The sequence below is a fragment of the Streptomyces sp. NPDC058239 genome (assembly GCF_042882185.1).
Taxonomy (GTDB): Bacteria; Actinomycetota; Actinomycetes; order Streptomycetales; family Streptomycetaceae; genus Streptomyces.
Map to the genome: position 1 here is coordinate 31,425 of NZ_JBHVWS010000066.1, position 15,374 is coordinate 46,798.

The 15,374-nt window shown below is 71.8% G+C and carries 6 protein-coding genes and 1 pseudogene; 2 read left to right on the plus strand and 5 right to left on the minus strand.

What is annotated here, in order from left to right; translation table 11 throughout:
* Positions 1-39: 39 nt before the first annotated feature.
* Positions 40-1,026, plus strand: coding sequence for an oligopeptide/dipeptide ABC transporter ATP-binding protein (locus ACFVYE_RS41005; RefSeq protein WP_389608650.1), 987 nt, complete (start codon positions 40-42; stop codon positions 1,024-1,026).
* Positions 1,023-2,381: an NAD(P)/FAD-dependent oxidoreductase gene (locus ACFVYE_RS41010; protein ID WP_383969437.1), complete on the plus strand. Its 1,359-nt coding sequence runs from the start codon at positions 1,023-1,025 to the stop codon at positions 2,379-2,381. Before ACFVYE_RS41005 ends, ACFVYE_RS41010 begins: the two co-directional genes overlap by 4 nt.
* Before the next feature lie 507 nt (positions 2,382-2,888).
* Here the strand turns inward: ACFVYE_RS41010 and ACFVYE_RS41015 are convergent.
* From ACFVYE_RS41015 to ACFVYE_RS41035, 5 genes and pseudogenes are all read right to left on the minus strand, one after another.
* Positions 2,889-3,077: a hypothetical protein gene (locus ACFVYE_RS41015; protein ID WP_383979719.1), complete on the minus strand. Its 189-nt coding sequence runs from the start codon at positions 3,075-3,077 to the stop codon at positions 2,889-2,891.
* Positions 3,078-3,108: 31 nt separating this feature from the next.
* On the minus strand, positions 3,109-3,846 hold the full coding sequence (locus tag ACFVYE_RS41020) for an SRPBCC domain-containing protein (protein ID WP_383979721.1): 738 nt from the start codon (positions 3,844-3,846) through the stop codon (positions 3,109-3,111).
* A gap of 30 nt (positions 3,847-3,876) precedes the next feature.
* Positions 3,877-5,124, minus strand: a complete 1,248-nt coding sequence (locus ACFVYE_RS41025; RefSeq protein ID WP_389608651.1) for a cytochrome P450 — start codon at positions 5,122-5,124, stop codon at positions 3,877-3,879.
* Between the two features lie 10 nt (positions 5,125-5,134).
* A complete protein-coding gene (locus tag ACFVYE_RS41030) occupies positions 5,135-5,350 on the minus strand; it encodes an MbtH family protein (RefSeq protein ID WP_093896554.1) in 216 nt (71 codons plus the stop codon).
* 5 nt (positions 5,351-5,355) lie between these two features.
* Positions 5,356-15,374: pseudogene (locus tag ACFVYE_RS41035) on the minus strand (amino acid adenylation domain-containing protein); the annotation flags it as partial.

The following is a 15,374-nucleotide window of genomic DNA, read 5'->3' on the forward strand; positions in this document are numbered from 1 at the left end:
ACTGTTCGTCACCACGGGCCTTCCGGGCCGATCACGGCAGTGGACGGAGTGTCACTGGAGGTTCCCCAAGGCACGACGGTCGGCCTGGTCGGCGAGTCCGGTTCGGGAAAGTCCACTCTGGCACGTGCGGTCGTCGGGCTGGACAGCCCGTGCGCCGGGCGGATCACGGTCGGTGGGCGGGAGTACCGTGGGCGCCGGGCGGCCGATCGGCGTCGGTTGGGGCAACAGGTCCAACTGGTGTTCCAGGACCCGGACACGGCATTGGACCCGCGCATGACGGTCCGTCAGTCGATCGCCGAATCAGCCGGGGCCTTCGTCCGGCTGGACCGCCGCAGCCGCGAACAGCGCATCAGCGGGCTGCTGGAACTGGTCGGTCTCGACGCCGGCTGCGCCGACCGTGTGCCGCGGCAGCTCTCGGGCGGCCAGCGCCAACGCGTGGCCGTCGCCCGCGCGCTCGCCGTCGATCCGGCGGTTCTCATCGCCGACGAGGTCACCTCGGCTCTCGATGTGTCGGTCCGGGCGGCGCTCCTCACCATGCTTCGGGATCTGCAACGACGCATGGGCTTCGCCATGCTGTTCATCAGCCATGACCTCGCCGCCGTCCGCCATGTGTCGGACGCCGTCGCCGTGATGTATCTCGGTCGGATCATCGAGACCGCCTCCACCGAGAACCTGCTGCACAGCCCACGGCACCCCTACACCCGAACGCTGCTGTCCGCCGTGCCGAGCTTGCACGCCGGACGACGACCGGTCGGGGAACCGCTTCTTCCCGGAGAGGTGCCCGACCCCGCATCGCCACCGACCGGATGCCGCTTTCATCCGCGCTGCCCCGTCGGGCCGAGCCGGCGTCCCGGACGGGACGTCTGCGCCGCACGGGACCCCCAGCAGGATGCGGCCGGACAGCCGCACCGCGCCGCGTGCCACTTCCCGTATCGCGTCGGCGACTGCCCGCCCCACGCCGGCAGCGTCCACCCGGACGCGAACGGCGACCGGACTCCGCGATCCCCGGGGGACCTGCCGTCATGACGGACAGGGAACCGGACACGCTTCCGTCCGGCGCGGACGCGGTCGTCGTGGGCGCCGGTGTGATCGGTGCCGCGGTGGCACTGGAACTGGCGCGCACCGGTCGGCGCGTAGTGGTCGTCGACAAGTCCGGCGGCGTCGGCCACGGATCCACCAGCGCCTCGAGCGCGATCATCCGTTTCAACTACTCGACCTGGGACGGGGTCGCCACCGCCTGGGAATCCCAGCACTGCTGGGCACGATGGGCGGAGCACCTGGACACCATGCACGGCCCTGGCCTGGCGGCGTTCCGGCGGACCGGAGCGGTACTCTTCGACGCGCCGGGCTCCGGGACGTCGGAGGTCATCGCACTGTTCGAGCGTGCCGGCGTGCCGTACGAGCGCTGGGATGCCGCAACGCTGCGCAGCCGGATCCCCGGCATCGACGCGGGACGCTACGGACCCCCCAAGCCCCTGCTCGACGAGGCGTTCTTCTCCGGCCCGGAAGGGGAACTCGGCGCGCTGTTCACACCCGATGCGGGCTTCGTCGACGATCCCCAGCTCGCGGCGCAGAATCTCGCGGACGCGGCGGCCCGCATCGGGGCGCGCTTCCTCTTCCATCGCACAGTCGTCGGTGTCCTGCGCCGCGAGGACCGGGTGGCGGGCATCCGGCTCGCCGACGGCACCGCGATCACGGCACCGGTGGTGATCAACGCCGCCGGGCCCTGGTCGGGCGCGTTCAACCGGATGGCCGAGGTCGGAGCCGAGTTCACCGTCGGAGTGCGCCCGCTGCGCCAAGAAGTCCACCAGGTGGCCGCACCGGTCTGCCAGGGCGACACAACCTCGTCGAGCCCGGGCGGCGCCAAGACTACGCTCGGCCTGATCGTGGCCGATGTCGACCTCGGGACCTACCTGCGCCCCCTCGGCGGACACCTCCTCATCGGCAGCACGCTGCCCGCCTGCGACCCTATGGAGTGGCTCGACGATCCCGACATGTGCAACCCGCACCCGACGGCCGCCCGGTTCGACGCCCAAGTGACCAGGGCCGCACACCGATTCCCGCTCCTCCGCGTCCCGAACCGGCCGACCGGCATCGCCGGTGTCTACGACGCCGCCGACGACTGGTCCCCCATCTACGACCGCACCGATCTGGCCGGCTTCTATGTCGCCATGGGAACGAGCGGCAACCAGTTCAAGAACGCTCCCCTGGCGGGCCGGTTCCTCGCCGCCCTGGTCGACCGCGTCGAGGCCGGCCACGACCACGACCACGATCCGCTGCGGTACACAGGTGAACACACCGGCATCGTCATCAACCTAGGAACATTCTCCCGCAAACGCCCCATGGCTGAGGGTGCCGCCTCTCGAACCGTCATGGGCTGACGTTTTGCACAGGCAGGGGTCCGCAGAACGGCGTCGGGTGACCGCATATGCCTCGTTGAACCCCATGGCACCGCTGCTGGTCGGGGCCGCCATCTCGGGCGCGTGCTGATGGACGGTGCTTGCACCTCTATTACGGACAGGGCGAGTCCGTCGCGTGCGACTCGTCCTCACCGCGGGCCACCGTTCAGCCACCGCCCCCTTGGCGCGGCGGCAGGATCAAGTCGCCAAGGGACACTGATGTGACCCGACCGGCCCGGAGGACTTCCGCAAGACGATCGCCGACGACAAGGTCGTGGTGGTCTGCTGCTGGGCGTACTCCTCGAAGGAGACCCGGGCGTTCCTGGACACGGGCGCCAATACCGCAATCGCCGAGTAAGCGGGGGTGACCGTCCTGCCGCGGTTCGGGGAGGCGGGGACCGCCAGGCCTTGGGCCGCGACGTCACGAGGCCGGTGCCGTCCGGGATCTGCTGCGCCGGACGGCACCGGCCTCGTGACGTCGGAAGAGGTCTACCAGCGGCCGCGTGCCGGTGCGGAGCCGAGCTTGGAACTCAGCACCGACAGGAAGGTCGGGAGCTTGTCCACCGCGGATTTGGGGACAGGAGTGACCTGGACCGTGTCCCGCACCACGTCCTGCACGACGAGCTTGTAGGTACCGCCTTCCTGGACGAGTTCGGCGGCGTAGAGCAGTGTTTCCACCAGAGATCCTTCGGTTGTGTCGTGCGACGAGTCAGGCGCAGGTGAGCCAGGCGCTCCACGCCTTGGTGGCCTGCTGTTCGTCCGTGTCCTCGGCGAACAGGTGGTGGCCCAGCCAGATCGGCCAGTTCCAGGTGCTGCCGTTGAAGAACCGGTACAGCGCGTCCGGGCCGCGCAGGCCGACGAAGTCGGGGCTCAGCCAGTCCACAACGACCTCCTCCGAGCCGCCGTCCACGCCCGGGAGGTCGAGCGACAGCCGGTCGCCGACGGTCGTGTCGTCGGCAAGGCCGAGGCGTCGGCGCAGGGCGGCGAAGTCGGCGGGGTCGTCGGTGCGCTCGCCGCGGCCGGCCTTGACGTAGACGACGGGGCGGCCGGCGAAGTGCCTCAGGTACTCGGCGAGGGCGTGCTGGTAGAAGTCGACGTGCTTCTCGGCCGCGTCCGCCTTGGTGTCCCAGGTGTCGTCGACGACGCCCGTGTGCACCCAGTGGATTCCCATGTGCAGGCGGCTCGTTCCGCCGTCGAGCGGCTCGATCCGGTAGGTGAGCGTGTTGGAGAACCCGTCGTCCAGGGCCACGCGCACGGCGAAGTGGTGCGGCGGCTCCCACGCCACGACGGTGCCGTCGGCCCGGGTGACCTTTCCGCCGACGTGCGGCTCGACCTCCATGGGGTACAGCCAGCCGAGGTTGCCGGTGCCGGTGGCGACCGCGTGCCAGACCTGCTCGGGCGTGGCGGGCAGGTCCTGCTCCCGGCGGACCTCGAACTCTCGGGCCATGGTCACTTCTCCTTCGTCATCGTTCATGTGTCAGTAGCTGAGTGGGAGGGCGCTCAGCCGCCGTTGCAGTGGGTTGGGCCGCCATTCGAGGGCCGCCCCGTCGGCCAGCCGCAGGTGCGGGAGCCGACGGACCAGCGTGCCGATGGCCACCTCTGCCTGGAGCTTGGCCAGCGGACCGCCGAGGCAGAAGTGCGGGCCGTTGCCGAAGCTCAGGTGCCGGTTGCCGGGGCGGGACAGGTCGAGCCGGTCGGGGTCCTCGAAGCGCTCGGGATCACGGTTGGTGGCGGCGAGGAACAGGTACACCAGCTCGCCCTCGCGCAGCGTCCGCCCGCCGATCCCGACGTCCTCGGCGACGACCCGGACGATTGCCTGGGTCGGCGTGTCGTAGCGGGCCAGTTCGTCGACGGCGGTGCGGATCAGCGCAGGGTTCTCGCGCAGCCGGGCCAACTGGTCGGGGTGGCGCAGCAGGGCGAGCATACCGTTGCCGACCAGGTGAGTGGTGGTCTCGTCGCCCGCGGTGATCAGGACGAAGCAGGTGGACAGCAGTTCGGAGTCGGTGAGCCGGTCGTCCTGCGCCTGCGTCGCGACCAAGGCGCTGATCAGGTCGTCGCCCGGGTCTGCCCGGCGTCGGCGGACGAGTCGGGCGAGGTACTCCTCGTACTGTTCGATCGCCGCCTCAGACTTGTCGATGTCCTCGCTCAGCCGGCCGAGGCGGCGGAACCATGTGTTGACCTGCGGACGGTCCTCGGGTGGGATGCCGAACAGCTCGCAGATGACGGACAGCGGCAGCGGGGATGCGACCGCCTCGATCAGGTCCATGGTCGACCCCGCCGCGACCGCCTCGTCGATGAGCCGGTCGACGATCCGCTGGACGCCGTCGCGCAGGGCTTCGACGCGCCGGGCGGTGAAGGCACGGTTGGCCAGCTTGCGCAGCCGGGCGTGGTCCGGCGGGTCGGTGTTGCTCATCACCCGGCCGAGCCGGTCGGTGAGCCTGCTGAAGGCCTTCAGGTCACCGCCGAGCGCGCCGTAGGCGCGTGTCATCCGGTCCCGGTCGTTGGACAGCAGTAGGTTTCCCAGGGCCGCCTCGACGTCGACGTACCGGGTGAGGTACCAGATGCCTTGGGTGCTGTGGTGGACCGGGCTCTCGCGCCGCATGCGGGCGTAGAACGGGTATGGGTCCCGGCGGGCCTCGGGCGTTTGCAACGCTGCGGCGAGGTCGTGGGGCCGGACGAGGCCCGCGGTGCCGCGGGCCTCGTCCAGGGTATCGGTGGAGGTCATGTCGGCCGCGCTACCGCTGGGCATCCATGGCGTCGACGAGGCTCTTGGGCCGCATGTCGGTCCAGGTCTGCTCGACGTACTCCAGGCAGGCGGCGTGGGTGTCGGGGCCGTGGGCGACGGTCCAGCCGGCTGGGACGTCCGCGAACTGAGGCCACAGCGAGTGCTGGTTCTCCTGGTTGACGAGCACAAGGAAGGTGCCGTCCTGGTTCTCGAAGGGGTTGGTCATGGGAATCAGTCCTCCTGGTTGCGGGTTGGTGTGTCACCGGTGGCCTCGGCGAGCTTGGCGGCCAGGATCGGGCCGATCTGGGCCAGCGAGCCGGCTTGGGTCATCCGGTCGTGCCGGGTGGTGATCTCGTGCGATTCGATCCGGCCGGCGATGTACGGGCGCCAGGTCCCGGGCCCGGCGTTGTCGGCGCCCCGGTCGATCGTGGAGTTGAAGAGCAGCAGGTCTCCGTCGAACCTGCCGGGGACGAAGTCGACCGCCAGCTTGGCGTTGTTGATCATGATGTGGACGATGACCTCGATCTGCTGCTCCGTCAGGCCGGCCAGTGCGCTGCCCCGCCGGCTCAGGATCTCGGCGACCTCGCCGTAGGTCAGCGGCCGGTCGCCCAGCTCGTCCAGGTCGCAGTCGAGCACCCCGACGAGCACGTCCCGCTCGGTGGGCACGGGCAGCTCCTCGAACTGCACGTCCTTCACCGGGTAGGCGTCGAGGATCGCCAGCAGCGCGGTCCGCTCGCCACGGGCCTGAAGCTCGCAGGCGATCGCCTGGGCGATCAGCCCACCGGCAGACCAGCCGAGCAGCAGGTACGGGCCCTCGGGCTGGATCTTCTGGATCTGGTCGGCGTAGTCGGCCGCCATCTCCTCGAAGGACGTCGGCCGGGGTTCGGGGCGGCCGAGTCCGCGCGCCTGGATCGCGTAGACCGGGTACTCGGGACCGATGTGGTTCAGCAGCCCGCTGTACGACCAGCTGATGCCGCCGCCGGGGTGGATGCAGAACAGCGGTGTCCGGCTCCCGGTCGTGCGCAGCGGCAGCAGCACGTCCAACGCTTCGCCGGGATCGTTCATGACCAGGCGTTCCGTGAGCCCGGCCACGGTCGGCGCTTCGAAGAGGGTGCGCAGGCCCACCTCGACGCCGAGGGTCTCGCGGACGCGGGAGACCAGGCGGGCGGCCAGCAGCGAGTGCCCGCCCAGGTCGAAGAAGCTGTCGTCGATGCGCACCTGCTCCCGGCCGAGGGCCTCGGCGAACAGGTCGCACAGCAGCTCCTCCTGCGGCGTCCGCGGGCCGCGCCCGGTGCCCGGCGCCCCGTAGTCCGGGGCCGGCAGGGCGGCCCGGTCCAGTTTGCCGTTGGCGGTCAACGGCAGCATGTCCAGGGTGACGAACGCCGACGGCACCATGTACTCGGGCAGTTCGCGGCGCAGCCGGTCGGACAGCTCACCCGCCTCGGGCGCACCCTCGGAAGCGGGCACCACGTAGGCGACGAGCCGCTTGTCGCCCGGCTGGTCCTCCCGGGCGACGACGGCCGCCTGGGCGACGTCCGGGCAACTCGCGAGCACCGCCTCGACCTCGCCGGGCTCGATCCTGAAGCCGCGCAGCTTGACCTGGTGGTCGGCCCGTCCGGCGAACTCCAGTGTGCCGTCGGCCAGCCACGCCGCCAGGTCGCCCGTGCGGTACATCCGGCCCCCGGCCGGCCCGTACGGGTCGGCGGTGAACCGCTCTGCCGTCAGGCCGGGCCGGCCGACGTAGCCCCGGGCCACGCCCACCCCCGCGAGGTACAGCTCACCGACCACGCCCGGCGGCACCGGCCGCAGCCCCGCGTCGAGCACGTAGGCACGCATGTTCGCCATCGGCCGGCCGATCGGCACGGTCGCGGCGTGCTCGGGGAGAGTACGGACCGCATGGCAGGTGGCCAAGGTCGTTGCCTCGGTCGGCCCGTAGCCGTTGACCACCTCGAGACCGGGGCAGGCTGCCAGCACCCGGGCGACGGCGGCCGGGGAGACCACGTCACCGCCGGTCCACACCTCGCGGACCCCCGCGAGCAGGCCCGGCCGCTCCTCGGCGACCAGGCGGAACAGGCCGGCCGTCAGCCACAGTCCGGTTACCTGGTGCTCGCTGACCGCCTGTTGCAGCAGGTCGATGTCGAGCCGGCCGGGCGGTGCGACGACGACCCGGCCGCCGCCGAGCAGTGGCACCCACTGCTCGTACGTCGAGAGGTCGAACGCGGTCGGGGAGTGCAGCAGCACCCGCTCGTGTCCGCCGCCGCGCCAGTCGGGGGCCAGCGCGAGGGCCACCACGTCGCGGTGGGTGACGGCGACGCCCTTCGGTCGCCCGGTCGAGCCGGAGGTGTACATCACGTACGCCAACTGCCGAGGGTCACATGGGACGTCAGGGTCGGACGAATCGGACTCGGACTGGATCAGTGTGGCCACCACGTCCTCGGTGAGCACGAGCGCGGCCCCGGCCTCCCGGAGGATCAGGTCGATGCGGGACTGCGGGAAGCGCGAGTCGAGGGGCACGTAGGCGCCGCCCGCCTTGATGATCGCCAGGATCGCCACTACCAGGTCCGCCGAGCGCTCCAGCATCACCGCCACCGGCGTCTCCGGCGCCACGCCCTGGCGGATCAGTGCCCGCGCGAGGCGATTGGCCCGCAGGTCGAGCTCCCGATAGGTCAGCTCGGTGCCGCTCGCCACGACGGCCACCGCATCCGGGGTGGCTCGTACCTGACGGGCAAACAGCTCCGGCAGCGCGGCCTCGGGCAGCTCGGCGGCAGTGTCGTTGAACTCGGACAGCAGCCGGTGGCGTTCCTCGCCGGACATGATGTCGATCCGGCTGATCGGCCGGTCGGGGTCGGCAACCACCGCGCGCAGCAACCGCGCCCAGCGGGCGAACAGCAGCTCCACGGTGGCCGGATCGAACAGATCGGTGGCGTACTCCACCGCACCGAACATGCCGTCGAGGCTGCCGTCCGGTCGGTACTGCTCGGCCAGACTGAACGTCAGGTCGACCCGCGCGGTGCCGGTCGGTGCCTCCAGGTAGCCGGTCGAAAGCCCCGGCAGCGTGAACTCGCTCCATGGCGCGTTCTGCAGAGCCAGCATGATCTGGAACAGCGGGTGGTGCGACAGGGATCGGGCCGGGTTGACCACCTCGACCAGGTACTCGAACGGCACGTCCTGGTGGGCGTACGCGGACAGCGCCTTCTGCCGTACCTGGCCGAGCAGTTCGGCGAAGCCGGGGTCGCCGCTCGTGTCGGTGCGCAGCACCAGGGTGTTGACCATGAACCCGACGAGGTCGTCCAGGGCTTGGTCGGTGCGCCCGGCGATGGGACTGCCGATCGGGATGTCGGTGCCGGCGCCGAGCCGGGTGAGCAGCGCGGCCAGGCCGGCCTGAAGCACCATGAACATGCTGGCGCCGCGCGAGGTGGCCAGGTCCCGCAGTGCCTGGTGCAGTTCGGCGTCCAGCCGGACGGCGAGTCGGCCGCCCAGCTGGGAGGCCACAGCCGGCCGGAGCCGGTCTGCGGGCAGTTGCAGCTGCTGCGGCAGCCCGGTCAGCTCCTCGCTCCAATAGGCGAGTTGTCGGGCGAACAGGCTGCCCGGATCGGCGGCGTCGCCAAGCAGATCGCGTTGCCACCGGGTGTAGTCGGCGTACTGCACCGGCAGCGGGGACCACTGCGGTGCCTCGCCCCGGCAGCGGGACGCGTATGCCGTCGCCAGGTCGCGGGAGAGCGGGCCCATCGACCAGCCGTCGGCCGCGATGTGGTGCACCACGAGCAGCAGCACATGCCGGTCGGAGGCAAGCGCGTAGAGCTCCGCGCGGATCGGCGGTTCGGCGGCCAGGTCGAAGCCACGCCCGGCCCCCTCCGCCAGCCGGCCGGCCAGCCGTACCTCATCGAGCTCGATGACCGGCAGCTCGGGGCGGGCCTCGTCCGCGCTCAGCACGAGCTGGTACGGCACGCCGTCCGCCTCGCGCAGGACCGTCCGCAGGCTCTCGTGCCGGGCGATCACGTCGGCGAGCGCGGCATGCAGCGCCGCCCGGTCCAGTTCGCCGTCCAGGCGCAGCGCGAGCGGCATGTTGTAGGTGGCACTCGGCCCGTCCATGCGGTGCAGGAACCACAGGCGTTGCTGGGCGAAGGACAGTGGGATCCGCTCGGGGCGCGGACGGGCGGTCAGCGCGGGCCGCTCCGTGACCGAGCCGTCGAGGCAGGTCGCCAGGGCGGCCACGGTCGGGTGCTCGAAGAGCGTGCGAACCTCCAGCTCCGCGCCGAAGGTCGCCCGGACCCGGGCGGCCAGGCGGGTCGCCAGCAGGGAATGCCCGCCGAGGTCGAAGAAGCTGTCCTCGACGCCGACCCTGGGCAGCCCCAGCACGTCGGCGAAGAGATCGGCGAGCAGTTGCTCCTGCGGGGTGCGCGGCGCCCGCCCGGTCGCGGCCGTCCCCAGGTCGGGGGCGGGCAGTGCGCGGCGGTCGACCTTGCCGCTGGCGGTCAGCGGCAGTGCGTCCAGGACGACGAAGGCCGACGGCACGAGGTAGTCGGGCAGGCGGTCGCGCAGCCGGTCGCGGAGTTCGCCGACGAGGGCGCCCGTGGCGCGGCTTCCGGTCGGGCGGTTGGTGAGCGAGGACAACGCGGTGCCGGACGGCCGCAGCGGCCGGTAGGCCTCGACGGGGGCGTCTCCCGGTACGTCGGAGATGACGACGTCCAGGGCGTCGGGCGCGCCGACCGACCAGGTGACGTCCACCCGGCGGCCGAGTTCGTCGCCGAGCTCACGGAAATCCTCCGGGTCGGCCAAGTCGCCGCTGTCCGGGCCGTGCAGCCGGTCCAGCAGTTCGGCGAACGTGCCGTCCCCGTTCTGCACCGCCCGGGCCAGCGCTGCCTCGCGGGCGACGCGCCGGTTCGGCACCCCGGTGATGCGCACCGGGTCCGCGCCGCGCAGGGCGAGCAGCTCGCGCACCTCCTTGAGGTCGGCGATCTCTCGGCCCCACGCCAGCTCCTGCGGCGCGGCCGGTGCCGTCGGGACGGCCGGCTGCTTGTGCAGCGTGACGTCGTAGCGGTAGCGAGTGAGCTCGTTGTGGTGCCGGCCGCGCTTGACCTCCACGGCCACGGCACCGACGGTGCCCCGGTCGCGCAGGACGGTGAAGAAGTCCGGGTCGACCAGGAGTTCCTTCTCCACCAGCAGGGCCTGCTCCACGGCACGGCGCACTGAAGGCAGGTCGGCGCCGTCGGCGGCCCGGTGGAGCTGGACGGCCGTGGCCAGCGGGCGCAGCAGCCGCAGGTTGCGGATGTCGCCGACGAAGAGCACGCCGCCGGGGGTGAGCAGCCGCATCAGGCGGTCGATCACGTCGGCGAGGTAGTCGGCGGACGGGAAGTACTGCACCACCGAGTTCAGCACGATGGTGTCGAACCGCCCGACCGGCAGCCCGTCGATGTCGTGCGCCGGGCGGGTCTGCAGGACCACACGCTCGGCCAGCCGCTCCTCCCGCGCCACTTGGGCGGCCAGCGCGTCGATCGCGGTGGCGGAGAAGTCGGTCGCCCAGTAGGCCTCGCAGTGCGGTGCGATCTGCGAAAGGAGAAGGCCGGTGCCGACGCCGACCTCCAGCACGCGGCGGGGGCGCAGGGCCAGGACGCGCGCCACGGTGGCGTCCCGCCACTCCCGCATCTGCTCGATCGGAATCGGGCTCGCGTCGTAACTGCTGTTCCAGCCGACGAAGTTCTGACCGAAGGCGGCTTCCTCGGGAACGATGGGCAGGGCATCGTAGATGTCCCGCCACTCGCCCACGTGTTCCGCTTCGAGGCCGCCGTCCCGCACCGCCGCCTGGCGCGGGACGACGTAGCCGACGAGCCGGTCTTCCTGTGCGAGGACGGCGGCCTGGGCGACTGCGGGGTGCTCGGCCAGGGCTGCCTCGATCTCGCCGAGCTCGATGCGGAAGCCGCGCACCTTCACCTGGTCGTCGGCGCGGCCGACGTACTCCAGCTCACCGTCAGCGCGCCGGCGCACCAGGTCGCCCGTGCGGTACATGCGCTCGCCGTCCGTGCCGAACGGGCAGGCGACGAACCGTCCGGCCGTCAGCCCCGCCCGGTTCAGGTACCCGCGCGCCAGCCCGGCGCCCGCCACATACAACTCCCCCACCACACCCGGCGGCACCGGCCGCATCCGCTCGTCCAGGACGTACACCCGAGCGTTGGCGATCGGACGGCCGATCGGCGGCACGCCCGACCCCGGGCACAGCGGGTCGCTCATCGTCGCGCACACCGTCGTCTCCGTCGGACCGTACGCGTTGATCATCCGGCGCCCCGGCGCCCACCGGGCCACCAGCTCCGGCGGGCAGGCCTCACCCGCCACCACCAGCGTCGACACGGTCACCGTGTTCTCCGACAGGGCGGCCAGGACGGACGGGGGCACGGTCACATGGGTGACCGCGATGCCCGGGTCCATCAGCGCGGCGACCGGATCGGCCGCAGGAGGAAGCACCAGGGCCGCGCCGCACAGCAGGGCGGTGAAGACTTCCGACACCGAAGCGTCGAAGCTGGGCGAGGCGAACTGGAGCACCCGGCTGTCGGGTTCGATCGCGAACCGCTCGGTCTGGGCGGTGACCAGACTCGCCACGCCGGTGTGGCTCACCATGACGCCCTTGGGCCGGCCGGTCGAGCCCGACGTGTAGATCACATAGGCCGGATGCCGGACGTCGAGCGCGATCTGCGGATCGGTGTCCGGCCAGTCCCCCTCGGCCACCATCGCCGGATCGTCGATCACCACCGTCGGGCGAGCGTCGTCCAGCATGAACGCGATCCGCGACCGCGGGTACGACAGGTCCACCGGAAGGTAAGCGGCCCCGGCCTTCAGCACGCCCAGGACCGCCACCACCGACTCCGGCGACCGCGGCAACGCCACCGCCACGACCTGCTCCGGACCCACACCCCGAGCGATCAGCGCATGCGCCAACCGATTCGCCCGAACATTCAACTGCCCGTACGTCAGCTCTACATCGCCACAGACGAGCGCGACCGCATCAGGCGTCGCCGCCACCTGCGCCGCGAGCATCTCCGGCAGGCTCGTGGCGGCAGTCCCGCTCTCGGCGGCGGGCAGCAGCTCGCGGTGCTCCTCGTCGGACAGCAGGTCGACCCCGCCGATCGGCCGGTCCGGAGCGGCCGCGACCGCGGCCAGCAGCCTGGTCCACCGGACGAATAGGGTCTCCACCGTAGAGCGGTCGAACAGGTCGGCGCTGTACTCGACCGCACCGCTCAGGCCGGCCGGCGCGCCGTCGGACCCGTGCTGCTCCGCCAGGCCGAAGGTCAGGTCGAGCCGGGAGGTCCCGGTGGGCACGGCCATCCCGGTGGCCCTCAAGCCGGGCAGGTCGAAGTCGCCTCCCGGCGCGTTCTGTACGACCAGTCCGGTCTGGAACAGCGGGTGGTGGGACAGCGACCTGGACGGGTTCAGCACCTCCACCAGGTGCTCGAACGGCACATCCTGATGCGCGAACGCCGACAGCGCCGTCTCCCGCACCCGCCCCAGCAACTCGGCGAAACTCGGATCACCGCTCGTGTCCGTGCGCAGCACCAGCGTGTTCACGAAGAACCCGACCAGATCGTCCAACGCCTCGTCCGTGCGCCCCGCGATCGGACTGCCGATCGGGATGTCCGTCCCCGCACCCAACCGCGTGTACAACGCGGCAAGGCCCGCCTGAAGCACCATGAACAGACTGGTGCCGGTACGCCGAGCCAACTCCACCAGAGCCGCATGCAGTTCGGCGTCGATCCGGACGTCCAGCAGGTCGCCGCGGTACGACATGGCGGCCGGACGCGGCCGGTCGACCGGCAAATGCACCTGGTCGGGCAGCCCGGCCAGTGCCTCGGTCCAGTAGGCGACCTGCCGCGCGAACACACTGTCCGTGTCGTGCTCGTCGCCGAGCACCTCGTGCTGCCACAGGGTGTAGTCGCCGTACGTCACCGGCAGCGGAGACCATTCGGGCGTCCCACCGCCCCGCCGGGCCGCGTAGGCCGCAGCGAGATCGCGGGCCAGCGGACCCATGGACCAGCCGTCACCGGCGATGTGGTGCATCACCACCAGCAGCACATGCTCCTGCGGTGCGAGCGCGAACAGCTCCGCCCGCAACGGCAGTTCCGACGTCAGGTCGAATGCCCGCACCGCCGCCTCGCGCAGCAGGGCAGGAACCTCCGCCTCGCCGACCGCGCGCACCGCCAGCGGGACGGCGACGTCGGCGGCGTCGAGCACCCGCTGGTGCGGAACGTCGGCGGTGAGCGGGAAGACCGTGCGCAGGGTCTCGTGCCGGGCCACCACATCGGCGAGCGCGGCACTCAGCGCGGCCTGGTCGAGGCCGCCGGACAGCCGCAGGGCGAGCGGCATGTGGTAGGTGGCGCTCGGCGTCCCGAACTGCTGGAGGAACCAGAGCCGGCGCTGCGCGAACGACAGCGGCATGGGCTCGCGGCGGGGCTGGGGAACCAGGGCCTGCCGCGCGGTGCCGGCGTCGGGCAGCCCGGCCGCGAGCCCGGCGGGCGTCGGCGTCCGGAACAGGCTGCGCAGTTCCAGCTCGACGCCGAGGGTCGCCCGGACTCGCGAACCAGCCGGGTGGCGAGCAGGGAGTGCCCGCCCAGGTCGAAGAAGTCGTCGTCGACCCCGACCCGCGACGCGCCCAGCACCTCGGCGAACAACTCGCACAGGATCTGCTCCTGCGGCGTGCGCGGCGCGCGGCTGCTCCCGACCGTCCCCGGTTCGGGCTCGGGCAGCGCTCCACGGTCCAGCTTCCCGTTCGCCGTCAACGGCAGCACATCCAGCAACACGAACGCCGACGGCACCAGGTAGTCCGGCACGCGGTCGCGCAGATACGCCGCCAGCGCCGCAGCCGTCGCCCCGGTCCCGGCCGTGGGCACCACGTACGCGACGATCCGGGTCTCGCCCGGCCGGTCCGCCCGGGTGAGCACCGCAACCTGGGAGACACCCGGGTGCCCGGCCAGCTCGGCCTCGATCTCACCCGGCTCGACCCGGAACCCGCGGACCTTCACCTGGTGGTCCACCCGGCCCGCGAACTCCAGCTTGCCGTCGGCGCGCCAGCGGACCAGGTCACCGGTGCGGTACATCCGCGCGCCGGCCGGACCGTACGGGTTGGCGACGAATCGCGTGGCGGTGAGTCCGGGCCGGTTCAGGTAACCGCGGGCGAGTCCTGCCCCGGCGAGATACAGCTCGCCCGTCACGCCGGGTGCGACCGGACGCAAGGCCGAATCCAGCACGTAAACCCGGCAGTTGGCGATCGGTCGGCCGATCGGCACCGGCAGCGGGCAGTCGGCGGGGTCGGCCGGCAGCAAGTAGGCGGTGATCACGTGGGTTTCGGCGGGGCCGTAGTGGTTGTGCAGCGCCCGGCCAGGCCGCCGGGTCTGGAAGCGGCGTACGGCACCGCCCAGCCGCATCGCCTCGCCGGCCTGCGCGATCAGCCGCAGGTTCGGCAGTACCAGCCCGGCCTCCTCGGCCGCTTCGGCCAGCGCCTCGACCACCAGATTGGGCGCGAACAGCTCCTCTACCCCGTGCCGGTCAAGCCAGCGGGCGAACAACTCGGCGCTGCGGCGCTGCTCCTCGGTCGGCACCACGAGGGTCTTGCCGTACAGCAGCGCGGAGAGCGTCTCCTGCACCGAGACGTCGAAGCTGATCGCGGTGAACTGCGCGGTACGCGTGCCAGGTTCACCACCGATGGCCCCGTGGTGCCACGCAAGCAGGTTCAGCAGCCCGGCGGCGGGCATCACCACGGCCTTGGGCCGGCCGGTGGAGCCCGAGGTGTAGATGACGTAGGCCGGGTGCCGCGTGTCCACGGCGACGGTCGGATCGTGCTCCGGCTGCTCCTCGGCCGGGGTGACGGCCGCGAGGTCGTCGAGCACCACAGCCGGTCGCGCGTCCTCCAGCATGTACGCGATGCGGGCGGCCGGGTAGTCCGGGTCGATCGGCAGGTACGCCGCGCCCGTCTTGAGGACCGCGAGGACGGCGACCACCAGCTCGGGGGAGCGCGGCAGTCGCAGGGCGACGACCTGCTCCGGTCCCGCCCCGCGCGCGATCAGCGAGTGCGCCAGACGGTTGGCTCTGCGGTTCAGTTCGTGGTAGGTCAGCGCGGTGTCCTCGAACACCACCGCCGGGGCCTGCGGGGTCGCCCGGACCCAGGCCTCGAACAGGGACGGCAGGCCGGCGACGGGAGCCGGGCACGCGGTGTCGTTACGCACGACCAGCAGCTCGTGCCGTTCCTCGGCGGCAAGGACGTCGAT